This window comes from Arthrobacter halodurans (assembly GCF_041877255.1).
GTDB classification, from domain to species: Bacteria; Actinomycetota; Actinomycetes; order Actinomycetales; family Micrococcaceae; genus Arthrobacter_N; species Arthrobacter_N halodurans.
The window spans coordinates 94,401-115,449 of sequence record NZ_JBHDLJ010000010.1; the positions used below are offsets into that span (position 1 = coordinate 94,401).

19 protein-coding genes and 1 riboswitch are annotated in these 21,049 nt (G+C 73.7%); of the genes, 4 read left to right on the forward strand and 15 right to left on the reverse strand.

All coding sequences use genetic code 11. The features are described from left to right. Positions 1-3: 3 nt before the first annotated feature. Positions 4-444, reverse strand: a complete 441-nt coding sequence (locus ACETWP_RS12520) for a pyridoxamine 5'-phosphate oxidase family protein (protein ID WP_373972584.1) — start codon at positions 442-444, stop codon at positions 4-6. A 33-nt stretch (positions 445-477) separates the two neighbouring features. Next, entirely contained in the window at positions 478-954 is a 477-nt protein-coding gene (locus ACETWP_RS12525) for a very short patch repair endonuclease (RefSeq protein ID WP_373972585.1), read from the reverse strand. Between the two features lie 45 nt (positions 955-999). Here ACETWP_RS12525 and ACETWP_RS12530 point away from each other — a divergent pair, with 45 nt between their 5' ends. Continuing rightward, positions 1,000-2,085: an App1 family protein phosphatidate phosphatase gene (locus ACETWP_RS12530; RefSeq protein ID WP_373972586.1), complete on the forward strand. Its 1,086-nt coding sequence runs from the start codon at positions 1,000-1,002 to the stop codon at positions 2,083-2,085. Positions 2,086-2,114: 29 nt separating this feature from the next. Further along, the gene (locus ACETWP_RS12535) at positions 2,115-2,546 is read left to right on the forward strand and encodes an acyl-CoA thioesterase (protein ID WP_373972587.1); all 432 of its coding nucleotides are present in this window, start codon (positions 2,115-2,117) and stop codon (positions 2,544-2,546) included. A 3-nt stretch (positions 2,547-2,549) separates the two neighbouring features. On the opposite strand, the gene ACETWP_RS12540 is transcribed toward ACETWP_RS12535, so the two are convergent. Then, entirely contained in the window at positions 2,550-3,017 is a 468-nt protein-coding gene (locus tag ACETWP_RS12540; protein ID WP_373972588.1) for a hypothetical protein, read from the reverse strand. Positions 3,018-3,029: 12 nt separating this feature from the next. After that, positions 3,030-3,147, reverse strand: a riboswitch (SAM riboswitch). A gap of 182 nt (positions 3,148-3,329) precedes the next feature. Between ACETWP_RS12540 and ACETWP_RS12545 the strand changes: the two genes are divergently transcribed. Beyond that, complete coding sequence (locus ACETWP_RS12545) at positions 3,330-4,166, forward strand: siderophore-interacting protein (RefSeq protein WP_373972589.1); 837 nt, start codon at positions 3,330-3,332, stop codon at positions 4,164-4,166. Between the two features lie 34 nt (positions 4,167-4,200). On the opposite strand, the gene ACETWP_RS12550 is transcribed toward ACETWP_RS12545, so the two are convergent. From ACETWP_RS12550 to ACETWP_RS12600, 11 genes are all read right to left on the reverse strand, one after another. Further along, complete coding sequence (locus ACETWP_RS12550) at positions 4,201-5,154, reverse strand: DNA-3-methyladenine glycosylase 2 (protein ID WP_373972590.1); 954 nt, start codon at positions 5,152-5,154, stop codon at positions 4,201-4,203. Further along, complete coding sequence (locus tag ACETWP_RS12555; protein ID WP_373972591.1) at positions 5,151-5,756, reverse strand: DNA-3-methyladenine glycosylase I; 606 nt, start codon at positions 5,754-5,756, stop codon at positions 5,151-5,153. The genes ACETWP_RS12550 and ACETWP_RS12555 overlap by 4 nt, the downstream gene beginning before the upstream one ends. Next, positions 5,753-6,466: an alpha-ketoglutarate-dependent dioxygenase AlkB family protein gene (locus ACETWP_RS12560; protein WP_373972592.1), complete on the reverse strand. Its 714-nt coding sequence runs from the start codon at positions 6,464-6,466 to the stop codon at positions 5,753-5,755. Before ACETWP_RS12560 ends, ACETWP_RS12555 begins: the two co-directional genes overlap by 4 nt. Then, positions 6,463-7,098 carry a methylated-DNA--[protein]-cysteine S-methyltransferase gene (locus ACETWP_RS12565; RefSeq protein ID WP_373972593.1) on the reverse strand — a complete coding sequence of 212 codons (636 nt, stop codon included), beginning with the start codon at positions 7,096-7,098 and terminating at the stop codon, positions 6,463-6,465. The genes ACETWP_RS12560 and ACETWP_RS12565 overlap by 4 nt, the downstream gene beginning before the upstream one ends. After that, on the reverse strand, positions 7,095-7,616 hold the full coding sequence (locus tag ACETWP_RS12570; RefSeq protein WP_373972594.1) for an RNA polymerase sigma factor: 522 nt from the start codon (positions 7,614-7,616) through the stop codon (positions 7,095-7,097). Before ACETWP_RS12570 ends, ACETWP_RS12565 begins: the two co-directional genes overlap by 4 nt. 176 nt (positions 7,617-7,792) lie before the next feature. After that, positions 7,793-11,113 carry an ATP-binding protein gene (locus ACETWP_RS12575; RefSeq protein WP_373972595.1) on the reverse strand — a complete coding sequence of 1,107 codons (3,321 nt, stop codon included), beginning with the start codon at positions 11,111-11,113 and terminating at the stop codon, positions 7,793-7,795. Next, positions 11,110-11,823, reverse strand: a complete 714-nt coding sequence (locus ACETWP_RS12580; RefSeq protein ID WP_373972596.1) for a DUF4194 domain-containing protein — start codon at positions 11,821-11,823, stop codon at positions 11,110-11,112. The genes ACETWP_RS12575 and ACETWP_RS12580 overlap by 4 nt, the downstream gene beginning before the upstream one ends. Then, entirely contained in the window at positions 11,820-13,277 is a 1,458-nt protein-coding gene (locus ACETWP_RS12585) for a DUF3375 domain-containing protein (protein ID WP_373972597.1), read from the reverse strand. Before ACETWP_RS12585 ends, ACETWP_RS12580 begins: the two co-directional genes overlap by 4 nt. A 125-nt stretch (positions 13,278-13,402) precedes the next feature. Beyond that, positions 13,403-14,404, reverse strand: coding sequence for an aldo/keto reductase (locus ACETWP_RS12590; RefSeq protein WP_373972598.1), 1,002 nt, complete (start codon positions 14,402-14,404; stop codon positions 13,403-13,405). Between the two features lie 67 nt (positions 14,405-14,471). Continuing rightward, the gene (locus tag ACETWP_RS12595) at positions 14,472-15,374 is read right to left on the reverse strand and encodes a dihydrodipicolinate synthase family protein (RefSeq protein ID WP_373972599.1); all 903 of its coding nucleotides are present in this window, start codon (positions 15,372-15,374) and stop codon (positions 14,472-14,474) included. Between the two features lie 9 nt (positions 15,375-15,383). Next, positions 15,384-18,947 (reverse strand): TM0106 family RecB-like putative nuclease, encoded by a 3,564-nt coding sequence (locus tag ACETWP_RS12600; protein ID WP_373972600.1) that lies wholly within the window; start codon positions 18,945-18,947, stop codon positions 15,384-15,386. A 199-nt stretch (positions 18,948-19,146) separates the two neighbouring features. On the opposite strand from ACETWP_RS12600, the gene ACETWP_RS12605 reads away from it, so the two are divergent. Then, positions 19,147-20,532, forward strand: a complete 1,386-nt coding sequence (locus tag ACETWP_RS12605) for a protein kinase domain-containing protein (RefSeq protein ID WP_373972601.1) — start codon at positions 19,147-19,149, stop codon at positions 20,530-20,532. 4 nt (positions 20,533-20,536) lie between these two features. On the opposite strand, the gene ACETWP_RS12610 is transcribed toward ACETWP_RS12605, so the two are convergent. Continuing rightward, positions 20,537-20,995, reverse strand: coding sequence for a DoxX family protein (locus ACETWP_RS12610; RefSeq protein ID WP_373972602.1), 459 nt, complete (start codon positions 20,993-20,995; stop codon positions 20,537-20,539). Positions 20,996-21,049: the final 54 nt, after the last annotated feature.

Genomic DNA, 21,049 nt, shown 5'->3' on the forward strand with positions numbered 1-21,049 from the left:
GGCCTAGTATTCGTCGAACATCTCCGGCTGCGGTCCCAGCTGGAAGTGGCGGCCCGTGATCTGCGCCGGGACGATCTCGACCCAGGACTCCTTGACGGTCGGGACCCACGGCACGACGCCGGCCCCGCGGGCCGTGGCGATCTCCGCCTCGGTCTCCAGCGAGCGGGCGCGGCCGCGGATGACCACGGACCACGCCTCCTCGCTGAGGATGCCGTCGGCCTCGAAGGCGACCTTGGGGTTCACCGTCAGCTCCGCGAGCTTGGTCCCGGGGCCCGTGCGCAGGTAGATCTTGCCGTCGGCCGCCGCGTAGTTGACGGGGACGATGTCGACCTCCCCGCCCACGCTCAGGGCGATCCGCCCGTGCTTGGAGTGGTCGAGGAGGCGCCAGCACTGTTCGGCGTCGAGGACGAGGACCGGGTTGTCGTCTGCGTGGGAGAACATCATGGCCACCATTCTTCGACGTGGAGTAGAAAAACGCTAGGGGGAGGGGCCGAGGAATTCGTCGAGGCGGCCGAGCACGGCGTCGGCGTCCTTGAGCTGGCACTCCCAGAGCGTCAGCGATTGCCAGCCGAGCCTGCCCAGCGATGCTTCGTGGCGGGCGTCGCGCGCGGCGTTGCCCGCCCGCTTGGCGGCCCAGAACTCCGCGTTGGACGCCGGGGCCCGGCGTCCCACGGGGCAGTCGTGCCCGTGCCAGAAGCAGCCGTTGACGAAGACCACCTTCCGCCGCGAGGGGAACACCAGATCCGGTTTCCCCGGGAGCCGCCCTCCGGCCAGCCGGACATCGGGGGCCCGGCGCGAGGCGGCGGCGGCCGCCCGGCGGGCCAGCTGCCCGTGCAGCCGGAAGCGGTACCCGGCCGCGTGGGCGATCCTCCGGACCCGCAGTTCCGGTCCCGTGTCCTTGCCCCGGATGCGCGCCATCAGCGCCGAACGCTGTTCGGGCGTCAGGCGGTCCATGGCCCCAGTCTGACAGTCGCGCCGCGGACGTGAAAGACTTGCCACATGCCTGAAGCCAACATCGCCAAGACCACGAAACACCTGGGTGTCCGCCTCGAGGACTCGTGGCACGCGTTCCGCGAGCGCAACGCGCGCGGGCGCGGCATGGCCGTCAACGTCCTCCCGTCGCGGGGCTACGGCCTCGCCGGCGCCGACGACGGATGGGTCCGCGTGTTCGCGCGGATCGTGCTGGCCCCGCGGGGGGCGTTCGACAACGGGGAGCTCGACGCGCGGATCGTCTCCGACGGCGTGCGCGGCTGGCGGAACTTCATCGCCTCGCCGATTCCCTTCGCCGAGGTCGTCGCCACGGTGGGCGGCCAGGAGTTCACGGTCGACGCCGACCGCGGCGGCGTCCTGGACGCCCGCATCCCCGCGTCCCTGACGCCCGGATGGCACTCCATCACCCTCCGGTGCGAGGATTCGGAACCCTCGGTCGCCGAGGTGTTCGTGGTGGACGGCGACGTCGACTTCGGCCTCCTGAGCGACATCGACGACACCGTGATGGTCACGGCCCTGCCGCGGCCGTTCCTGGCCGCTTGGAACTCATTCGTGCTGGACGAGCACGCCCGGGCCGCGACGCCGGGGATGGCCGTGATGATGGAGCGGCTGATGCGCGCCCGCAGCGCCTCGCCCGTGCTGTACCTGTCCACGGGCGCGTGGAACGTGGCGCCGACCCTGGCCCGGTTCCTGTCCCGCAACCTGTACCCGGATGGAGCGCTGCTGCTCACCGACTGGGGGCCGACCGAGGGTCGCTGGTTCCGTTCCGGCATGAAGCACAAGGTGGACCAGCTGCGGCGGCTGGCCTCCGAGTTCCCCACCATGCGGTGGCTGCTGGTCGGCGACGACGGGCAGCACGACCCGGAGATCTACGCGGAGTTCGCGAAGCGCTACCCGCAGAACGTGCGCGCGATCGTCATCCGCCAGCTGACCCCGTCGGAGGCCGTGCTGGCCGGCGGCCGTTCGCAGGGCACCGTCGACTCGACCCCCGGCGTCCCGTGGGTCTATGCGACCGACGGCGCGCAGATCATCGCCGAGCTCGAGAAGCTGGGCCTGGTCGAGGCCGACGAGCGGCGCACCGGAGAGCCGGGGTGAGCGGCCGCCGGCTGCGGGTTCAGATCCCCATGCGCTGGAGCGACATGGACGCCTACGGCCACATCAACAACGTGAATCTGGTGCGCATGATGGAGGAGGCGCGCATCGCGTCCTTCGGCGTGCCCGGCGGGACGGGCAAACCCGGCAACGCCCCCGCCGTCGACCTCTTCTCGTCGGTCCCCGACGGCACCCAGACCCTCGTGGTGGAGCACCGGATCCGCTACGTGCGCCCGCTGGACTACCGCAACGTCCCGGCCGACGTCGACGTGTGGGTCTCCGCGGTCAAGCCGGCCAGCTTCGACATGAGCTACGAGTTCCGCGACCCCTTCGGCGGCGAGCTCTGCGTCAAGGCGACGACGACGCTGGCCTTCTTCTCGGCCGCCGAGTCGCGCGTCCTGCGGATTCCCGCCGACCGCCGGGAGGCGCTCGGGGAGTTCCTCGGGGATCCGGTGTTCCGCTGACGCCTACCCGTGGCGCGGCCGCGACGGATCGGTGGCCCGCAGTCCCGCGGTGACGGCGTCGAACGCGGCGGCCAGCCCGGCATCGTGGGCGAACCCGCACGGCGCGAGCCGATCCCGGGCCAGACTGACGTAGCCGCGACCGGCGTGCCGTGCCGGGTCGGAGGGCAGGCCGAGGATGTCCGCGCTGCGGTTCCAGACACAGCGGCGCGTGTTGGCGGCCGCGTCCATGGCGCGCCGCGGCGCCAGCCGCGCCTCGACCCGGAGGGCGTCGTGCGTGTGGAATCCCAGCCGGCGGCCGTCGCGCGTGTGGAGGACCACGCGCTGGTCGGGGACCGAGACGACGACGTGGACCGCTTCCCAGGCGGTCGCGTCGGCCAGCGCGCCGCGCAGCCGCGCCGGGCACAGTCCGTGTCCGGAGTCCACGGAGGAACAGTGCGCGTCGGCGCCCGTGGTTGATAGGTGAAAGCCCATGGTGGACACCTTCCGTTGCTCTTGCCCGGCGCCTTGTGGGCCGGACCGCTTTCGTCATCCGAACCACCCGTGAAGCATGGGGTTGGTGTGCGGCCGGGTCGGAGCCCGTGGCTGGCCGCATCTCGTGAAGCTGCCCCCATCCTATCCCGCGCGGCCGGCGCGCGGCCGGCGCGCGGCCGGCGCGCGGGGCGGTGCGGCGCGCGCCGCGGGTTTGCGTTGCGCGCCGCGGGTTTGCGTTGCGCGCGGCGGTGGGATTGGCTGGGAAGGAACGACACGCCGGAGCACGCCGACACCCGAAGGAGAGAACGCCGCATGACCGTTCCACCCACTGCACGGCCGCCGCGCCCCCAGGTGGTCCTGGAGGTGCTGGCGTCGGAGACGCTCAGTGAGCACATGGTGCGCCTGACGCTGGGCGGCGAGGGATTCGCCGCCTATCGGAACAAGGACGCCACGGACAAGTACATCAAGCTGCTCTTCGCCGATCCGGCGCTCGGCCTGGAGCCGCCCTACGACCTCGACGCGCTGCGCGCGCGGCTGGCGCCCGAGCAGTTGCCGGTGCGGCGGACCTACACCGTCCGCCGGGTCGACGAGGAGGCCCGGACCCTGCAGGTGGACTTCGTGGTGCACGGCGACGACGGCATCGCCGGCCCCTGGGCCGCGTCTGCCCGGCCCGGCGACAGGGTGTGCTTCTCCGGGCCCGGCGGCATGTACCGCCCGGACCCCGACGCGGACTGGCACCTGCTGGCCGGCGACGAGTCCGCGCTGCCGGCCATCGCCGCGGCGCTGGAGGCCATGGACGACTCGGCGCGCGGCATCGCGTACCTGGAGGTCGCCGGGCCCGCGGACGAGCTGGCGCTGGCGGCCCCTCCCGGCGTCGCCGTGCACTGGCTGCACCGAGGCGGGGTCTTCACCCCCGAAAGCACGCTGCTGGCCGCGGCCGTGATGGAGGGCGCCTGGCTGCCGGGCCAGGTGCAGGTGTTCGCCCACGGGGAGCGGGAGATGGTCAAGGCGCTGCGCCGCTATCTGGCCGACGAGAAGGGTGTGGACCGCCGGCGCATGTCCCTGTCTGCCTACTGGGCGTTCGGGCGCGCCGAGGACACCTTCCAGGCCGAGAAGCGCGAGCCCATCGGGCAGATCTTCCCGGACTAGCCGCGGGTTGCCGCTTTCCGCCCGCGGGCCCGCGTCAGGGATAGGCCGCGGCGGTCCACAGGTGGAACAGGGCATGCGCCCGGTAGGGGCGCCACCGCTCGGCCCGGGCCGCGGCCTCCCGTGCGGTGATGCCGCCGAGCGCGCGGCGGAGCACCAGGTCGCCGGGCGCGAACGCGTCGCGGTCCCTGGCCGCCCGCACGGCCAGGTAGTCCGCCGTCCAGGGACCGATGCCCGGCAACGCCAGCAGCTCCGCCCGCGAGAGCGGAAATCCACCGTGGCCGATTTCGCGGCCCGGCGGCCCTCCGACGGGCGCGGACGCGGCGGCGAGCGCGGCGGCGACGGCGTGCACGGTGCGGGCCCGGACGCGGGTGACGCCGACGGCGGCGCGCAACTCCTCGGGGTCGAGGGCGGCGATGGTGCCGGGTTCGGGGAACAGCCTCAGCCCGCCGGGCCCGTCCGCGCCGAACGCCGACACCAGGCGACCCGCGAAGGTCCGGGCGGCGGCCAGCGAGACCTGCTGACCGAGAACCGTGGTGGCGGCGGCCTCGAAGTGGGTCAGGTAACCCACGATGCGCAGCCCCGGCCGTGCGGAGACCAGCGGGGCCAGCACGGGATCGCGCCGCAGGGACGCGTTCACCGGCGCCAGGTCGGTGTCCAGGTCCAGCCAGCGCGTGATGAGTCCCTCCAACTCCCGGGCCTCCCCGGCGTCGGGGCCCGCGTCCGCTGCAGGGCGGGCCGCATCCGATGGCGGCCCGCCGCGGAGCGCGGCGAGCACCCGCACCCCGTCCGCGTCCGCCGACAGCGTCACGGCGCGGTATCCGCCCGCCAACGGGACGGCGCGGCGGTGCGTGCCCGCGGACCGGTCCACGACGTCGACCCCGGGGATCGCGTGGGCGGCCAGGGCCCCGAGCAGCGGCCCGGCCGCGAGTCCTCCGCGGGCGCGGATCATCCGGGCGCGCCCGGTGCCGGTTCCGGGGTCCGCGCTCACGCGGGCCAGACGCCGGACGAACCGCGGCGGTGGCTGTCGACCAGATGCGTGTCGATGATGCCGATGGCCTCCATGAGCGCGTACATCGTGGTGGGACCCACGAAGGCGAAGCCCTTTCCCCGCAGCGCCTTGGACAGGGCGAGGGATTCGGGCGACCTGGTCGGCACGTCGTCGAAGGTGCGCGGTTCCGGCGTCGTCTCCGGCCGGAAGGACCAGACGAATTCCACGAGCCCGCCTTCGTCGCGCAGCGCGACGGTCGCCCGGGCGTTGGTGATGGCCGCCAGGATCTTCGCCCGGTTCCTGACGATGCCCGCGTCGCCCATCAGCCGTTCGACGTCCGCGTCGGAGTACGCGGCGACGGTGTCCGGGCGGAAGCCGTCGAACGCCGCGCGGAAGGCGGGGCGCTTGCGCAGGATCGTGGCCCACGAGAGCCCCGCCTGGAAGGCCTCGAGGCTGATGCGTTCGTACAGCCCGCGCTCGTCGCGGACGGGCAGGCCCCATTCGGTGTCGTAGTAGTCGCGCAGCAGGGGATCGGTGCTGGCCCAGGGCGGACGGGCGAGCCCGTCGTCGCCGAGCACGGTCCCCGCCGGATGCTCCGTCACTGCCGCGCCCCTTCCGTGTCCGCCCGCGTCTCGTCCAGCCCGGTGGAGCGCAGGGTGATGTTGATCCGGCCGGTGGCCAGGCCGCAGCCGTCCGGGGCCGTGCCCGCGTGGACCTTGGGAATGCCATGGTAGGCCAGCCGGGAGGCGCCGCCGAACACGAAGAGGTCCCCGGACAGTAGCTCCACGTCGCGGTAGGGCTTCCCCCGCGTCCGTGTGTTGCCGAAGCGGAAGAGGCAGTCGTCGCCGATGGACAGCGAGACGACCGGGGCCGGGGACCGTTCGTCCTTGTCCTGGTGCATGCCCATCTTGGCCGTGGCGTCGTAGTGGTTCACCAGCGCGGCGTCGGGCGTGTACCCCGCGGACGGCGAACCGTCCGGCAGCGTGGGGCCGTAGGCCTCGGCCACGGCCTTGCGCCCCAGGCGGACGAGCCAGTCGGGCATCTCGAGCACGCGGCGGCCGTTCACGTCGGTCGCCTCGCGCGTGTAGCGGTAGGGCTGCCAGTGCCACCCCAGGCAGACGGTGCGCACCGACATCTCGTGGCCGCCGATCCTCGCGCCCCGCGGCGGGACGGGCCCGGCGGCCCAGTCGCGGAAGCGGTCCGCGATCCACGCCTGCTGTTCCAGTCCCAGCCAACCGGGCAGGTGGATCGCCCCCGGCGCGATCTCCCGGCGGGGTCGTTCCAGCAACTCGTCGCCGAAGAGGGTGCTCATGCGGCCCGCTCCAGTTCCAGCAGCGCGGTCTTCGCGTCGGTGCCGCCGATGTAGCCGCCGAGCCCCCCGTCGCTGCGCAGCACGCGGTGGCAGGGGACGACGACGGGCAGCGGGTTCGTGGCGCAGGCGCTCCCGACGGCGCGCACGGCGCGGGGGCTGCCCGCCGCCGCGGCGAGCTCCGTGTAGCTGGCCGTGTGCCCGTAGGGGATGTCCGGCAGGCGCTCCTGGACGGCCAGCCGGAAGCCCTTGGACAGCCGGCGGTCCAGCGGGATGTCGAAGCGCGTCCGGTCGCCGGCGAAGTACTCGGCCAGCTCGCGCGCGGCGTCCTCCAGCCCCGGCGGGTACTCCAGGATGCGGGGGCCGATGCGCCCGGCCAGCTGCGCCAGGACCGCCGCGTGCCCCTCGGCCGCGAAGGCGACCCGCACCAACCCGAGCGGCGTGGCCGCCAGCAGCAGCGGTCCCACGGGCGACTCCACGATCCGGTAGGCGACGTCGAGGTCGCCAGCGGCGTCGGCGTCCGCGGCCAGCCGCGCGCGCAGCCGGCCGAGCGTTCCGGCCGGCGCGCCCAGGGCGGTGCCGAGCCAGGTGGAGACCTCCGCGGGTTCCGCGGCGTCAGTGTCGTGGGGGTTCATGGTGTTCCTTTCGCGGTCGGGGGAGCGGGGACGGTCGAGGCCGGGCGCGCCCCGCCCAGCGCGGAGCGCAGCGCCCGGATGCCGTCGGACGACGCGCGGCGCGCGGCCTCCGGCGTTCCGCCGAGGATCTCGGCGACCTCCCGGAAGGGCAGGCCGGCGACGTGGTGGTAGGCGACGGTCAGGCGCTGGCGCTCGGGCAGCGCCGCCAGCGCCCGCCACAGGGCGTCGTCGCGGTCCCGGACGATCCCGATGGTCGAGTGCCGCTCGGGCACGTCCGCGACCGGAACGGCGCGGCGCCCGGCCGCGCGGACGGCGTCGAGGGCCTTGCGGTGTGCGATGGTGACGAGCCAGGCCTGCACGTTGGCGTCGGGCGGAAGTCCCGGATAGGCGCGGAGCGCGGCGAGGAACGTCTCGGACCACGCGTCCTCGCTCTCCGGGCGGGGGCCGAGGACGGCGCGGCAGACCCGGAGCACCGTGGCGCCGTGGATCTCCACGACCTGTTCGAAGGGCGGTTTCATGTTCATCACCTCGTAGACGCCGCCACCCGCCGAGAGGTGAGGCTCGCCTGTGAATCTACGCCAGGGCGGGCCGGACGGCGCGCACGCCGCGGCGCGCGGTGGACCGCCCGGCCCGCCGGCGGCCTGTGCAGGGAGACCCACATCGACCGCGTCCGCAACATCCGCGCGAACACCGGCTAGCGCAGCACGATATCCGTCGCGATGGCCGGGGACAGCCCGGACTCCACGAAGCCGGAGACGCTCGAGCCGGGGTGCTTGACGATGTCCGTGACCGACCCCAGGTGCCGCGACAGGTCGATCTTGTCCTCGGGGGCCGCGAGCAGCAGCTGGAAGCCGAACTCCTGCAGCGCGTTGATTCCCGCCGCCGCGTAGTCGGAGTTCGCCTGGATGAAGGCCTCGTCGATCATGACCGTCCCGTAGGTCGTGAAGCCCTGCAGCGCGAACCCCAGCTGGTACGCCAGCGCCGCGCCCATGATGAAGGACGTGAAGCGCTGTCCCTCGCCGCCGGAGAGCGTGCCGGGCTCGAGCCCCGTGTCCACCTCGCCGTTCGCCTTGTGCTCGTTGCAGCTGATGGTCACGTGCTGGCGCACGTCCAGCACGGTGTCGCGCCAGGCCATCCGGGAGGAGTCGTCCAGCGCGTCGACGAGCCGCTCGAGCGCCTCGTAGCTGGCGGTCAACTCCTCGGCGCCGCGCCGCGCGTACGCGTTGCCGAGCGCGTCCTTCAGGGCCGTGCGGAAGTCGCGGGCCTCGTCCGGAATCGTGGTTCGGACCTCCAGCCGCAGCCGGCTGCCGTGTTCGAACGGCACGTCCGCCAGGATCTGGTTCAGCGGCAGGATGCGCTCGCCGATCGCCCGGCGCTCCTCCTCGAGCAGCTGCAGGAGATCGGAGAAGCGTTCGTAGGACCGGTGGGAGAAGTATTCGCGGAACTCCTCCTCGCGCTGCGGCAGGCCCTCCTCGAGGATGTCGCGGTGCAGTGCGACGAAGTGCGGCGCGCTGTCCACGCCGGTGCCGAAGGAGGCCGTGGCGCCGGGCCCGAAGTCGCGGGCGAACTGCTTGAACGTGTCCGTCAGCGCCGTTTCGGTGGCGAAGAGCGACTGCCGCAGCGCGGTGCGGCGCTCTCCGAGTTCCAGCGCGACGGCGGAGACCGCGGCATCGAGCTCCGCGACGCTCGCCCCGTCCAGCCGGCCGGCGACGTCGGCCAGCGCGGCCCGCGACCGCAGCTCCCCGTCCGCCCACTCCTCGGGGGCCCCGGCGGCCCCGCGCTGCCGCGCGGCCTTGAGCTGGGCGGCGGCCGCGGCGGCGCCGCGTTCGAGCCCCGACGTCTCGCTGCGCAACACGGCCAGGCGTCCGACGGCGGACTCGAGCTCCGCGCGCGCCCCGCCGAGGGACTCGCGCAGGCCCGCCAGGTCGGTGCTGGCGTCCATGGCGTCGGAGATACGGGACTCCAGGTCCGCGACGGCCGCGGCCTGCGCGGCCGCGTCCAGCGAGGAGAAGGACCGGGTGTCGGCCGCGAGCCGCTTCAGGGCGGCCAGCCGCTGGACGATGTCGTCCTTCGAGCGTCCGCGCTCGCCGGCCAGCTCCTCGGCCGCGTGCCGTGCGTCGGCGAGGGTCCGCTCGCGGGCCTGAAGCTCGGCGATCTTCTCCTCGTTGGTGAATCCCAGGAGGTAGTCCGCGGCCGCGACGGGGCGGGTGTCGCGTTCGAAGGAGCCGCGCCCGGACTTGATGGTCCCGGCCAGCGAGATGCACCGCTCCAGGCGGTGCATCTGGGCGTCGGTGTCCACGCAGGCGAAGGCGAAATCGGCGGCGACCTTGGCGCGCAGCCAGTCGCCGGCGTCGGACGCCCTGAACTCCAGCTTGGTGGCGAGGTCGCCCGGGGCGGGCTCCGCGGCCCGCGGCGCCCGGGAGATGTCCACCCAGCGCAGCCGGCCGAACCCCTCGAGCCCGTCGATGGCGCGCGTGACGGCCTCGAGGTCGCCGGCGCGGACCAGCAGCGTCGTCGCGAGGGTGCGCAGCGCCTTCTCCGCGGCCGGGCGCCAGGCGCCGTGGCCCGGCGCGATGTCCACGAGTTCGCCGCCGAAGGGCAGGTCGGCGGGGGAGATCCCGGTCTCCGAGCAGATGCGCCGGCGCGCGGCCGCCGAGAGTCCGTCGATGTTCGATCCGCGCTTGGCGTAGGAATCGATCTCCACCGCCAGCTTCCGGCCACGGTCGCGGGCCTCCATCGCGGCCGCCATGGCCTCGTACTCCAGCGTGCGCGCGTCCTTCGCGACGCCTTCGAGCGACTCGGCGGTCACCGCGGCCTGGCGGCGGGCGGCGTCGAGACCGGTCGAGGACCAATCCAGCTTCACGCCGGCCGCGCCCAGCTCGTGCCGGAGCCGTTCCGCGACGGCCTCGCGCTCGGCCAGGCGTTCGCGGGCGGCCTCGAGCTCGCGTTCCAGCGTGTGGACGGCCTGGCCGCCGTGGGAGTCGTGCTGCTCCTGGAGCGAGCGGGCGCGTTCCTCGAGCGCGCGCTTCGCCTCCGCCGCGGCCTCGATGTCCGCCCGGTTGGCGGACAGTCGCGAGCTCAGGTCGCGCGCCTGCGAGTCCAGCAGCTCGGCGGCCAGGTGGTCGCGCAACAGGGGCAGCTGCGTGTCGGCGAGCTCGGTGGTGCGCTCCAGCTCGGCGGTCAGCTCGAGGTGGCGCCGGTGCTGCTCGGGCACCAGCTCCAGGGCGTCGCGCTGCGCGCGGGCCTCCTCGAGCTGGCGGCGGATGCCGCGCAGGTGGCTGAAGTCCTCGACGGCGCCGGCGGCGGCCTGGAGCGTGGAGGGGACCTCCAGCACCTCGTAGCGGAAGAACTGGTTGACGCCCCGGTCCAGGCCCTTGCCGTTCTGCAGCGTGCGCAGCAGCGAGAACGCCTTGTCGTTGTTGATGCCGAGGCGGCGGCGGAAGCGCTCGACGAACGTCTTGTGGGTGTCGAACGCCTCGAACCCCGGGAGGGACTTCTGCAGGCTGGACGGCGAGAAGCGGCGCGGGCCGTGGTCCTCCAGCGCCGCCGTGTCCAGCGTCCGGTCGCCGATGACGTAGTGCTTGCCGACCTGGCCCTCGAGCCCGTTCGCGGGCAGGTCGAAGAGCGCGGCGATGCAGGTCCGCCCGCCGAGGCCGTCCTCGTAGGTCAGCGCGACGGCGCTCCACGTGGCGCCGGGACGCTGGTACAGCGTGCCGGTCTCGGTCTTGAAGCGCCGGCCGCGCATGTAGGAGTAGGTCGTGCGCCGGTCCTTGCGGGTCGAGGCCTCGTGCGCGGACTCGTTGAGCCGCGGCGCCGCGTGGAAGATGTGGCCGATGCCGTCGAACAGCGTGGACTTGCCGACGCCGGGGTGCCCGGTCAGCAGCGTCCCGTCGCGGTCCACGTGGAGGCTGTGTCTCCCGTGGAAGGTGCCCCAGTTGATGACCTGGATGCGGCTCAGCCGGTGCTGGCCGGGGTTGGCGGCCTCGCCGAAGGGCAGGGTCGTGGCGATGCTCACAGTTCCTCCTCGGTGGTGTCGGCGTCGGCGTCCGCGAGCCCGAGGACCGGATCCCCGGCGGCGCGCTCGAGCGCGGCCAGGTACGCGGGGATCTCCTCGACCGTGTCGAACGGCAGGGCGAGCGCGAGCGCGCCGGACACCCGGTACTCGTCCTCGAGCTCGGTGGGCAGGACGAGCTTCAGGGCCGCGAGGCGGGCCAGCGAAGCGTCCGTCAGCTCCTCGAGCCGCTTGTCGTCCACGGCGCCGGGACGGGCGTGCTCCTCGAGGATCTCCCGGGCGCCGGCGCGGCTGATCACCGGGTCGGTGCCGGTGCCCGCGTGCCGGTCCAGCAACAGGCGCAGGCGCAGCGCCAGGAGCGTCTCCTCCCGCTTGAGCGGCTTGCGCGGCGCGATCGCCGTCGTGTGTGGCGCCTCGACGTCGACGGGGACCAGCATCGCGATCTTGCGGTCGGCGTCGATGCTCAGGACCAGGAAGATCTCGGCCACGTAGGCGCCGATGTCCGCGCGGCGGTCCAGCACCAGCTGCCACAGCCGGGGATCCGCGGCGCCGTCCAGGTACGGCCCGCGCAGCAGCCGCACGAGGGCCTGCCGCAGCGGCAGTTCGAAGCGGCCCGTGTCCCCGTCGAAGAGCCGACGCTCGGCGCGGTCCCCGGCCCCGTCGTCGTGCCGGTGCGCGCGCGGCGCGTCGTATTCCGTGGTGGCGGTGCTCATGCGGGGTCCTTCGCGAAGGTGATCACGGGCAGGTAGGCGGCGCGTTCGCTGCCGTCGACCTGGAGGTAGGGGAGGCGTTCGTAGCGGCTCGGGTCCATCGGCTCGCCCGTCGTCCGGGCGGTCTGCACCAGGTGGCGCAGGCTGTTGAGGTGCCGCTGGTCCGCGGGCAGCGCGGCGAACGCGGCGCCGAGAGTCGCGTCGCCGGCGGCGTGCCGCCGGGCCCGCGCGACGGCGTCGCGCAGCGCGGCGGGGTCGGCCTGCGGCGTCGACGGGGTGCGGTGGATGTCCGCCTCCGTGAGCGCCGGCGGGTCGGCCAGGCGGGGCGGGGCCACGTGCTCCGCGGGATCGAAGATGCCCAGCCCGGCGACCGTGGTGAACGCGGGGGAGTAGAGCCGCACCGCGGCGGCGGACGTGCGCGCCCTGAGCGCCGGCGACGCGGAGACGGCGAGCTCGGCCGCGCGGACGGACTTGCGCAGCAGCTGCGACTCGCGGAACTCGTCGGACTGCACGTACGCGTGCAGGCTCTCGGAGAGCTTGCCGTAGCTGGAGTGCACCTCGCCGGCCTGGCGGCGGAGCTCGCGGAGGAGGTTGGCCAGCGTGTGCCGCTCCTGCGGGGTGAGCCCGTCGACGAAGTCCCGTTCCAGCACCTCGTTGACGGCCTGCCGGAAGCGGGCCTGGCGCTGCGGGTCGTTGAGGAACTCGGTGAACCCGCGGAAGGTCTCGCCCTCGGGCGTGCCGCGCAGCTGGCGGTCTCCCTCGAGCACCTGGCCCACGGCCACGCCCTTGGCCATGGAGGACTCCATGATCTCCCGGCGGACCTGGTGCAGCATCTCGCGCACCCCGTTGCGCATGCGCTTGAAGTCGGCGGGGAGGTGGGAGGCGAGGTCCAGGACGGAGCGCGCGGCGGCCACGGCGCCGTCGTCGGGCATCAGGTCGGGGTCGCCACCGGACTCCAGGCGCGCGATCCGGGCGCGGCGGTCGGCGATCTCCGCCTCGAGCTGGCGGATGCGGGCCTGCGGGTCCGGGTCGGTCTCGTGGGCCAGCGCCTCGATGCTCGTGAGCAGTGTATTGAGGCGCGAGGAGTTGAGGTGGGTGCCGGCGCCGGAGAACCCCTCGAGGAACGTCAGGACGCGCGCCGTGTGCGCGGTGGGCTCGTAGGTGAACCGGCCGTCCACCAGCGGCCGGGAGAGGAAGCGGGAGCGCACCCACGCGTCCGCGTACTGCGGGGCCCCCCACTGTTCGCCGAGCCCCGCGCCCTCGGCGCGCAGGTGCTTGAGGAACGCGTCGAGCGCGGCGTGGAACTCCTCGAGCGGGATCCGCGGCCGCGCCTGCGTGAACTCCGCCCGCAGGAACGCGAGGGTCCAGGGCGCCGCCGAGAGCAGCTTCCATGCGGGCGAGGACCGAAACCGCTGCTGGTCGGCCCAGACGGAGGCGGCGTGGTCGGTGGGGCGCATCGACTGCTTTCCGGCCGGGTCGCGCGGCCTGGGGAGGGGAGGGCGCAACGCGGAGGGGGGGTCCGGGGCGCGGGGGATTCGACCTTTGATTCTAGGCCATGGGGCCGTGTCCCCGCCCCGCGGCGCTACGCCTCCGCGCCGGGGAAGTCCTCGGTGTCGATCGTCGCCCGTTGCAGGGAGCTGTAGCGGTGGCCGTGCACGGTGCGCTGGTTGATGAGCCCGTCGAGCTCCGCGAGCGTCGCGGCGTCGAGTTGCAGGCGCTCGGCCGCGAGGTTCTCCTCGAGGTGGTCCGCGCGCGTCGTGCCGGGGATGGCCACGACGTGCTCGCCCTGGGCAAGCACCCACGCGACGGCCAGTGCCGCGGGGGTGGTCCCGAGGCGCGCGGCGACGGCGGTGAAGCCCTCCAGCAGGGCGAGGTTCCGCGGGTAGTTCTCGGCGTTGAAGCGCGGCATGTGGCGGCGCATGTCGTTGCCGGGGAGCGCCGACGGGTCCGTCAGGGTGCCCGTGAGGTAGGCGCGCGCCAGCGGGCTGAAGGCCACGAACGCGGTGCCGAGTTCGCGGCAGGCCCGGAGGATCCCCAGTTCCGGATTGCGCGTCCACAGCGAGTACTCGGTCTGGACCGCCGCGATGGGGTGGACCGCGTGCGCGCGGCGCAGGGTCGCGGCGGAGACCTCCGAGAGCCCGATCGCGCCGATCATGCCGTCGCGGACCATCTCCGCGAGCGCGCCCACCGACTCCTCGATCGGCACCCTGCGGTCCAGGCGGTGCAGGTAGTAGAGGTCGATGCGGCTCGTGCGCAGGCGGCGCAGGGACGCCTCGGCCTGGCGCCGGAGCACGTGGGGGCGGCCGTCGACGCGCCCGCGTCCGTCGACCATCTCGAGTCCGCACTTGCTGGCGAGGAAGTACTCCCGGCGCCGGCCCGCGATCGCGGCGCCGATGAGCTCCTCGTTGCGGCCCTGGCCGTAGAGGGTGGCGGTGTCCAGGTGGTCGACGCCGGCGTCCAGGGCGTGGCGGAGCAGGCGGGCCCCCTCCTGCGGGGTGGGGAAGGCGGAGTAGCCGTGGCTCAGGTTCATGCAGCCGAGGCCGACGGGCCGGACGCCGGAACCGGCGAGGGTGCGCTTTTCCATGGTTACTGTCTAGCACGGGCCGGGCGTCGTGGCGCGGGGGAGGCGGCGGAGGAATCCCGCGGAAACCCTAGAGGGGTTCGCCGAGTGGCTCCAGGAGGCGCGCGAGGTCGCGGCGGCTGCTGCCGGCGATGGGCAGGAGCGGCAGGCGCGGCTCCCCGGCCTCGATGCCGGCCGCCCGGGCCAGCGCGTAGAGGTTGCTGAGCTTCCGCAGCGACGTGAACTCGTGCAGGAGCGGGGCGAGTTCGTCGCGGAGCGCCGCGGCGCGGGCCGGGTCCCCCTCGACCAGCGCGTCGCGCAGCGCGGCGTAGTGGACCGGCAGGACCGACGCGGGTCCGCTGTGCCAGGCGTCGGCCGCGAAGCCGGCGTCGGCGATCAGGGCGTCGCCGCTCATGCCGTGGCTGAAGTCCTCCGGGACCAGCCGCCGCAGCCGCTCGTACCGGGCCGCGAAGGCGTCCGTGTCCGGCGCGGTCTCCTTCACGCCCCGGATGGTGGGTTCCCGGGCGAGCTCGGCGATCAGGTCGATCGAGAAGGCGAAGTTGGTGGTCGACGGGTTGGAGTACAGGCAGATCGGCAGCTCCGACGCGGCGGCGACGAGGCGGCACTGGTTCGCGACCTCGTCCTCGTCCAGCGGGACGTAGGAGACCGTGGAGACGAGGAGCCCGTCGATGCCGGCGTCGACGGCGTCGGCGACGTGCTCCAGCAGTTCCGCCGTGGCGACCGCGCTGACCCCCGCGTACAGGGGCAGGGCGGGGTTGGCCCGCTTGACCGCGTCGACGGCGCGGCGCACCACCCGCTGGCGCTCGGCGGCGCTCAGGTAGGCGAAGCTCCCGGAGCTGCCGAGCACCGTGATGGCGTCGACGCCGGAGACGGCCAGCGAGGCCAGCATGCGCTCGAATTCGGCGTAGTTCACGTCCCCGGATTCGTCGAAGGGGGTGACCGGATACGCGATGAGCCCTCGGAACGCTGTCATGGGGCCATGCTAGGCCATGGCCGCCGCCCCGTCCGCGCACAGCCCGACGAACGCGCCGAGCTCCGCGAGGTTATCGGGCCGGCCGGGGAGGTGGTGGGTCAGCTCGGGGGAGCGGACGATCACCGCCCGCCACTGCCCGCGCGACACCGCGACGTTGATGCGGTTGCGGTTCAGCAGGAACTCCATGCCGCGCGGGGCCTCGGCCGCGGCCGAGCAGGCCATGGACACGACGACGACGGGCGCCTGCTGGCCCTGGAACTTGTCCACGGTGCCGACGCGCGTGCCTCCCAGGCCGGCGCGCGCCAGCTCGGAGCGGATCAGGTTGACCTGGGCGTTGTACGCGGCGACGACGAGGACGTCGGCGTCGACGAGGGGCCGGGCGTGGCCGGAGCCGTCGTCCCACGACAGCCCCAGGTGGCGCCGGACCTGGTCGACCACCTCGGCGGCCTCCTCCGCCGAGGACGTGGTGTTGCCGCGGTGCTCCACCATGACGGTCTCGACGCCGGCCGGGACGCCGTCGAGCCGGCGCAGCCGCGCCGCCGGGGCGGACTCCAGCTTCCCGTCGTAGCTCAGGCGCGACACGCGGGAGCACAGGGCGGGGTGCATGCGCCACGAGTCGGCCAAGAAGTAGCCGAGGTTCCCGGGAAGGGTCGGATGCCCGGCGGAGAGCCAGCCGAGCGCGGACACATCGACCGGCTCCGGGTGCGTCCCCTGCGTCACCTGGGGCAGCTGCTGGGGATCGCCCAGAAGCAGCAGGTTCCGGGCCGCCCGCGCGACGGCCAGCGTATTGGCGAGGGAATACTGCCCCGCCTCGTCGACGACGAGCAGGTCGAGCGACCCGGCGGGGACGTTCGCGCCCGTCATCGTCCACGCCGTCCCGCCCACGAGGCAGCCGCCCGGGGCGGACAGCAGCGCGGCGAGCGCCTTCTTGGTCGTGTGGATCCAGGGCTTGACCCCCGTGTCGCCGGACTTGGGCTCCTTGGCGACGAGTTCGGGATCGAGGCCGGCCTCGAGGGACTTGGCGAGCAGGTGCTCGATGGTGCTGTGCCCCTGGGACACGACGCCGACCTTCCACCCGCGCCGCACGAGCCGGTGGATGACGTGGGCGCCGACGTGCGTCTTGCCGGTGCCGGGAGGTCCCTGCACCGCCAGGTAGGACCGGTCGAGGTCGGCGACGGCGGCCGTGATGGCGCCGATGTAGTCGTGCCGCCCGGACGCGTCCGTGGGGACGGGAGGAAGCGCCGCGCCGCCCCGGAGCGACGGCGGGCGGCGGCGCAGGATGTCGAGTCCGGCGTGGCGGGGCAGGGAGGGGAGCGCGCCGCCGACGGTGCTGGCCAACTCCTTCAACGCCGCCTCGATGCTCTTCGTCGCGATCGGCTGGTCCGGGGTCAGCGCCAGGGGCAGCTGCGGGTAAGGATCCTGGCCCCGCCTGGTCCTCTCCGCCACGTGCAGCACGACGCCGTCCGCGTCGCCGGACGGCCCGACGGCCTCGATCAGCGTATTAAACGATCCGCCGCGGTGCCCCTCGGTCTCCATGCCCGCGGGCACGGGCGGGCCGTACATGGCGAACCAGGTGGACCCCTCCCGCAGGTCGGAACCTTCCGCGGCGGTCCCGGCGAGCCGCAGCCGGCGGGTCAGCGTCTGGGCCCGCCCCGTGGGCTTGTGCCAGTCCTCGAGGACCTCGGCCTCGTGCACGAGCACGACGTTCCGGGTGTCCTGCCACTGCTCGGTGTCCTTGCCGAGTCGGTCGAAGTGCTCCCACCAGAACTGCTTGCGCTCGCGGCGGTGGTACCCGGTGGCGGCCGAGACCATGGCCACCGCCCGCTGGTCCCGCCCCAGCTCCGTGTCCGGCGACGAGGTCTCGGGGAGCGCGTCCAGATACTCCCGCAGCCTGATCTCCTCGGGCAGGGGATCCTCCTCCGGCGCCTCCTCCGGCCGGGGAAGGCGCGCGACGGCAGGTCCACCCCGATCCGCGTGCGCCGCGCCGAGGCCCGCGAGCCAGTCGCGCAGCCGCAGCGTCGAGACGCAGTCGTACTCGTTGTACGCCGAGATCGAGGCCAGCACGTCCGCGGCCTCCGCGGCGTGGCCGGCGTCCCGGGCGGCGGCGTACCGCGCGTAGGCGACCACCGAGGCGCCGGCGTTCGTGACGTCGCCCTCGCGGGGCCCGGAGGTCATGTAGAACGGCTCCAGTTTCTTGATCGAGTACGAGTCCGCGGAGATCCTCAACGAGTGGCGGACCGTGTCCAACAGGTCCACCAGCAGTCCGTCGCGCAGCCAGCCGTCGACCGTCTCCTCGGCGGCGGTGTGCCGGACCGACAGGTTCCGCAGCGCCGTCTTCTCGTAGGACGCGTAGTGGTAGACGTGGAGGTCCGGCCAGGCCTTCCGGCGCTCCTCGACGTACGCCACGAAGTCCAGGAAGGCCCGCTTCTCCCCGGCGCGGGTGTGGGCCCAGAACGGGACGAAGGCCGGGGCCCCGGCGTCGTGCTCGACAACCCCGAAGAGGTACTCGATGCCCCAGCTGCCGTCGGCCGGGTCCTGCCACAGCGGGTCGCCCTCGAAGTCGAAGAACACGTCGCCGGGACTGGGGGCGGGCAGGAGACCGAGCGTGTGCCCCGCGAGGACCTTGTAGGCGAGGCCGTCGACGCCGGGCGCGGTCCCGTCGCCGCGGTCCGTGCCGGTCTGCAGGCGGGCCTGGTCGCGCAACCGGGCCAGCGGGCCCCGCGCCTGGTCGGCGGGCAGGTCCGCCAGCTGGTCGATGGTGGTGACGGGGGGCCGCCGCCCGCGCAGCTTCTTGCGCTGTCCGAGGCTCATGCCGGCGACGAGCAGCAGGTCCCGGTGCGCGGCGACCTCCACGGCGCAGTAGTCGCAGCGGCCGCAGGCGGTGATGCCCTTCCCTCCCCACTCCACGGGGCGGCCGCCGGCGCGGTGGCCGCCCACCAGCGCGAGGAAGCGGTCGCGGCGTTCGCGGTACACCGGCAGCAGGTCCGGGAGCGGGTGGACGCTGTGCCGGAGGTCGCCCAGCACCAGCGTCGCCTCGTCGGAAGGGGCGAAGCCGTCGGCCAGAAGCTGGTCCCCGTAGGCCGCGAGCTGGAGCAGGGCGGTGACCTTGGCGTGGCGGGCGAGCTTGCTGTCCCACACCGCGTAGCGTCCGTCCGGCTGCCGGACGATGAAGTCCGCGAAACCCACGAACGCCCCGTCGAAGAACGTGGCCTGGAAGACGACGTCGGCGCCGGCCCGGAGGGCGTCCAGGGTCTGGTCGTGCCGCTCGGCGAGCGCGGCGCGGCCCCGGTCGGCGGGCCGTTCGATCGTGGCGACGCCGGTTCCGGCACGGGCGTCCCAGGTCCCGAACCGCTCGACCAAGTCCGCGAGCACGTGCGCCTCGTGCGCCTCCCCGAGGGCGGCCGCGCGGACGAGCATCTCGTCGGCGTCGAACTCCGGCCGGGGCCGAAGCCCCAGGAGGACATCCAGCTTGGACAGCGCCTGGAATTCGCACTCGCTCGCGACGACGAGGTCGCTCGCGGAGTACACGAGGTCGCGGGGCGCCCCCGGCGTGGCGGAATCAAGCAGGAACAACGGTGCCTCCCCTGGCGGGACCCGGACGTGTTCCGGCGGCCCGAGCCGAATCTAACAGCCCGCCCCGACGGTTCGGGTCCACATCGTTACCCGCCTGTAGCGCGCGCCCCGTGGCTTACACGTGAAACTTGGGACACGATGGGACACCAGAGGAACTTCGGGGGACCTGATCCGTCCTGATCGGGACGGAAGGACGCGCATGGCAGGCATGGAGCCGGGGAGCCTGCTCAGCGGGCGGTACAGGCTGGCGGAGGTGATCGGGCGGGGGAGCCGCTCCACGGTCTACCGCGCGGTCGACGAGCTGCTCGAGCGCGAGGTCGCCGTGAAGGTCTCCCGCGACCGCCCCGGCGACGTGGAACAGCTGCGCCGGCACGAGGCGGAGGCGAAGATCCTCGCGGGACTGGCCCACCACGCGCTCGTCACGCTGCTCGACGTCGGCGCGGACCTGAGCGACGGGGAGAACCGGCGCACCTACCTGGTCATGGAGCTGATCCTCGGCGACGATCTCCGCGCCAACGCGCGGAGCGGGCCGGTGTCGCCGTCGCACATGGCGCTCATCGGCCACGACCTGGCCGACGGTCTCTCCTACATCCACCACCGCGGGATCGTGCACCGGGACATCAAGCCCGCGAACATCCTGCTGGTGGACTACCGGAACGGCGACGGCCGGCCCCGGGCCAAGTTGACGGACTTCGGCGTCGCCACCACGGTGGGACAGGATCGCGTCGTCGACGAGGGCGGGACCTCCGGCACGCCGGCGTACCTGAGCCCGGAGCAGGTCGCCGAGGAACCCGTCGGCCCGCCCAGCGACGTCTACTCGCTGGGCCTGGTGCTCCTCGAGGGGCTGACCGGCGTGATGGTCTATCCGGGCGCGCCGCTCGAATCAGCCCTCGCCCGGCTGTTCCGGGCCCCGCGCGTCCCGGAGACACTGTCGCCGGCGTGGCGGGAACTGCTGGAGGCAATGCTGCGGCGCGACCCGGCCGACCGTCCCTCCGCGCGGGATGTGTCCCTGGCGCTGCGCCAGGAGGTCATCCTCGGGTCCGTCCGGCACCGCGCGGGTTCCCTGCTGGAACCGGTCGAGGAGGAGGGCCGCATGGCGGCCGTGCGCCGCCAGGCGATCCTGGACACCCCCGAGGACGGCGCCTTCGACCGGATCACCGCGCTCGCGGCGAGGATCTTCGGCGTCCCGGTGGCCATCATCAGCGTCGTGGACACGGACCGCATCTGGTTTAAGTCGCGTGTCGGCACGGACGTGCGGCAGATCGGCCGCGACCCGGGGCTCTGCGCCTCGGCCATTCTCCAGCGGGACGCGTGGATCGTGAACGACGCCCCGACGGATCCCCGCACGCTCACCCACCCCCTGGTCGCGGGGGAGTTCGGCCTCAAGTTCTACGCGGGGGTTCCGCTGCAGACGTCCGACGGCTACAACCTCGGCACCCTGTGCGTGTTGGACACGGAGTCGCGGGATTTCGGCCCCCGGGACGTGGCGACGCTCGAGGACCTGGCGGCCATCGTCATGAACGACCTCGAGATGCGGCTGCACAGCCGGCGCGCGGCCCCGGAGCTGCTCGGCGCCGGCGGCTGACCGTTCAGGCCGCGGCGGACGCCCGCACGGAGCGGCGGCGGGCGAACAGGAGACGGTCGAGCGAGAGCGGCCCGGCACCCAGGAGCGCGATGGCGGCGGACGCCGCGCCGAGGGCGAGCACCAGCTCGTAGCCGCCGTTCGCGACGAACACCCCGCCCGTGGCGTGCACGAGGACGAGCGCGCCGAGCATGTCCAGCGCCAGCAGCGCCGCGACGGGACGCGTGAGCAGCCCCAGCATCAGGGCGATGCCGCCGGCGAGTTCGAGCGTCGCGACGGCGGGGGCGGCCAGCGAGGCCGCCGGGATGCCCATCTCGGCGAAGGCGCCCTGGGTGCCGGCGATGGTCCATTCGAAGTACTTCTGCCAGCCGTGGGCGGCGAACAGGAAGCCGATGACCAGCCGCAGCAGCGTCCGGGCGGCGGTGAGGGTCGAGTCGTGCAGGTGTTGGTTCGGGGAAGAAGTCATACGACGATGTTCCCGACATAAAGTTGAACAGTCAAGTAACGTGTCGTTGGTCTC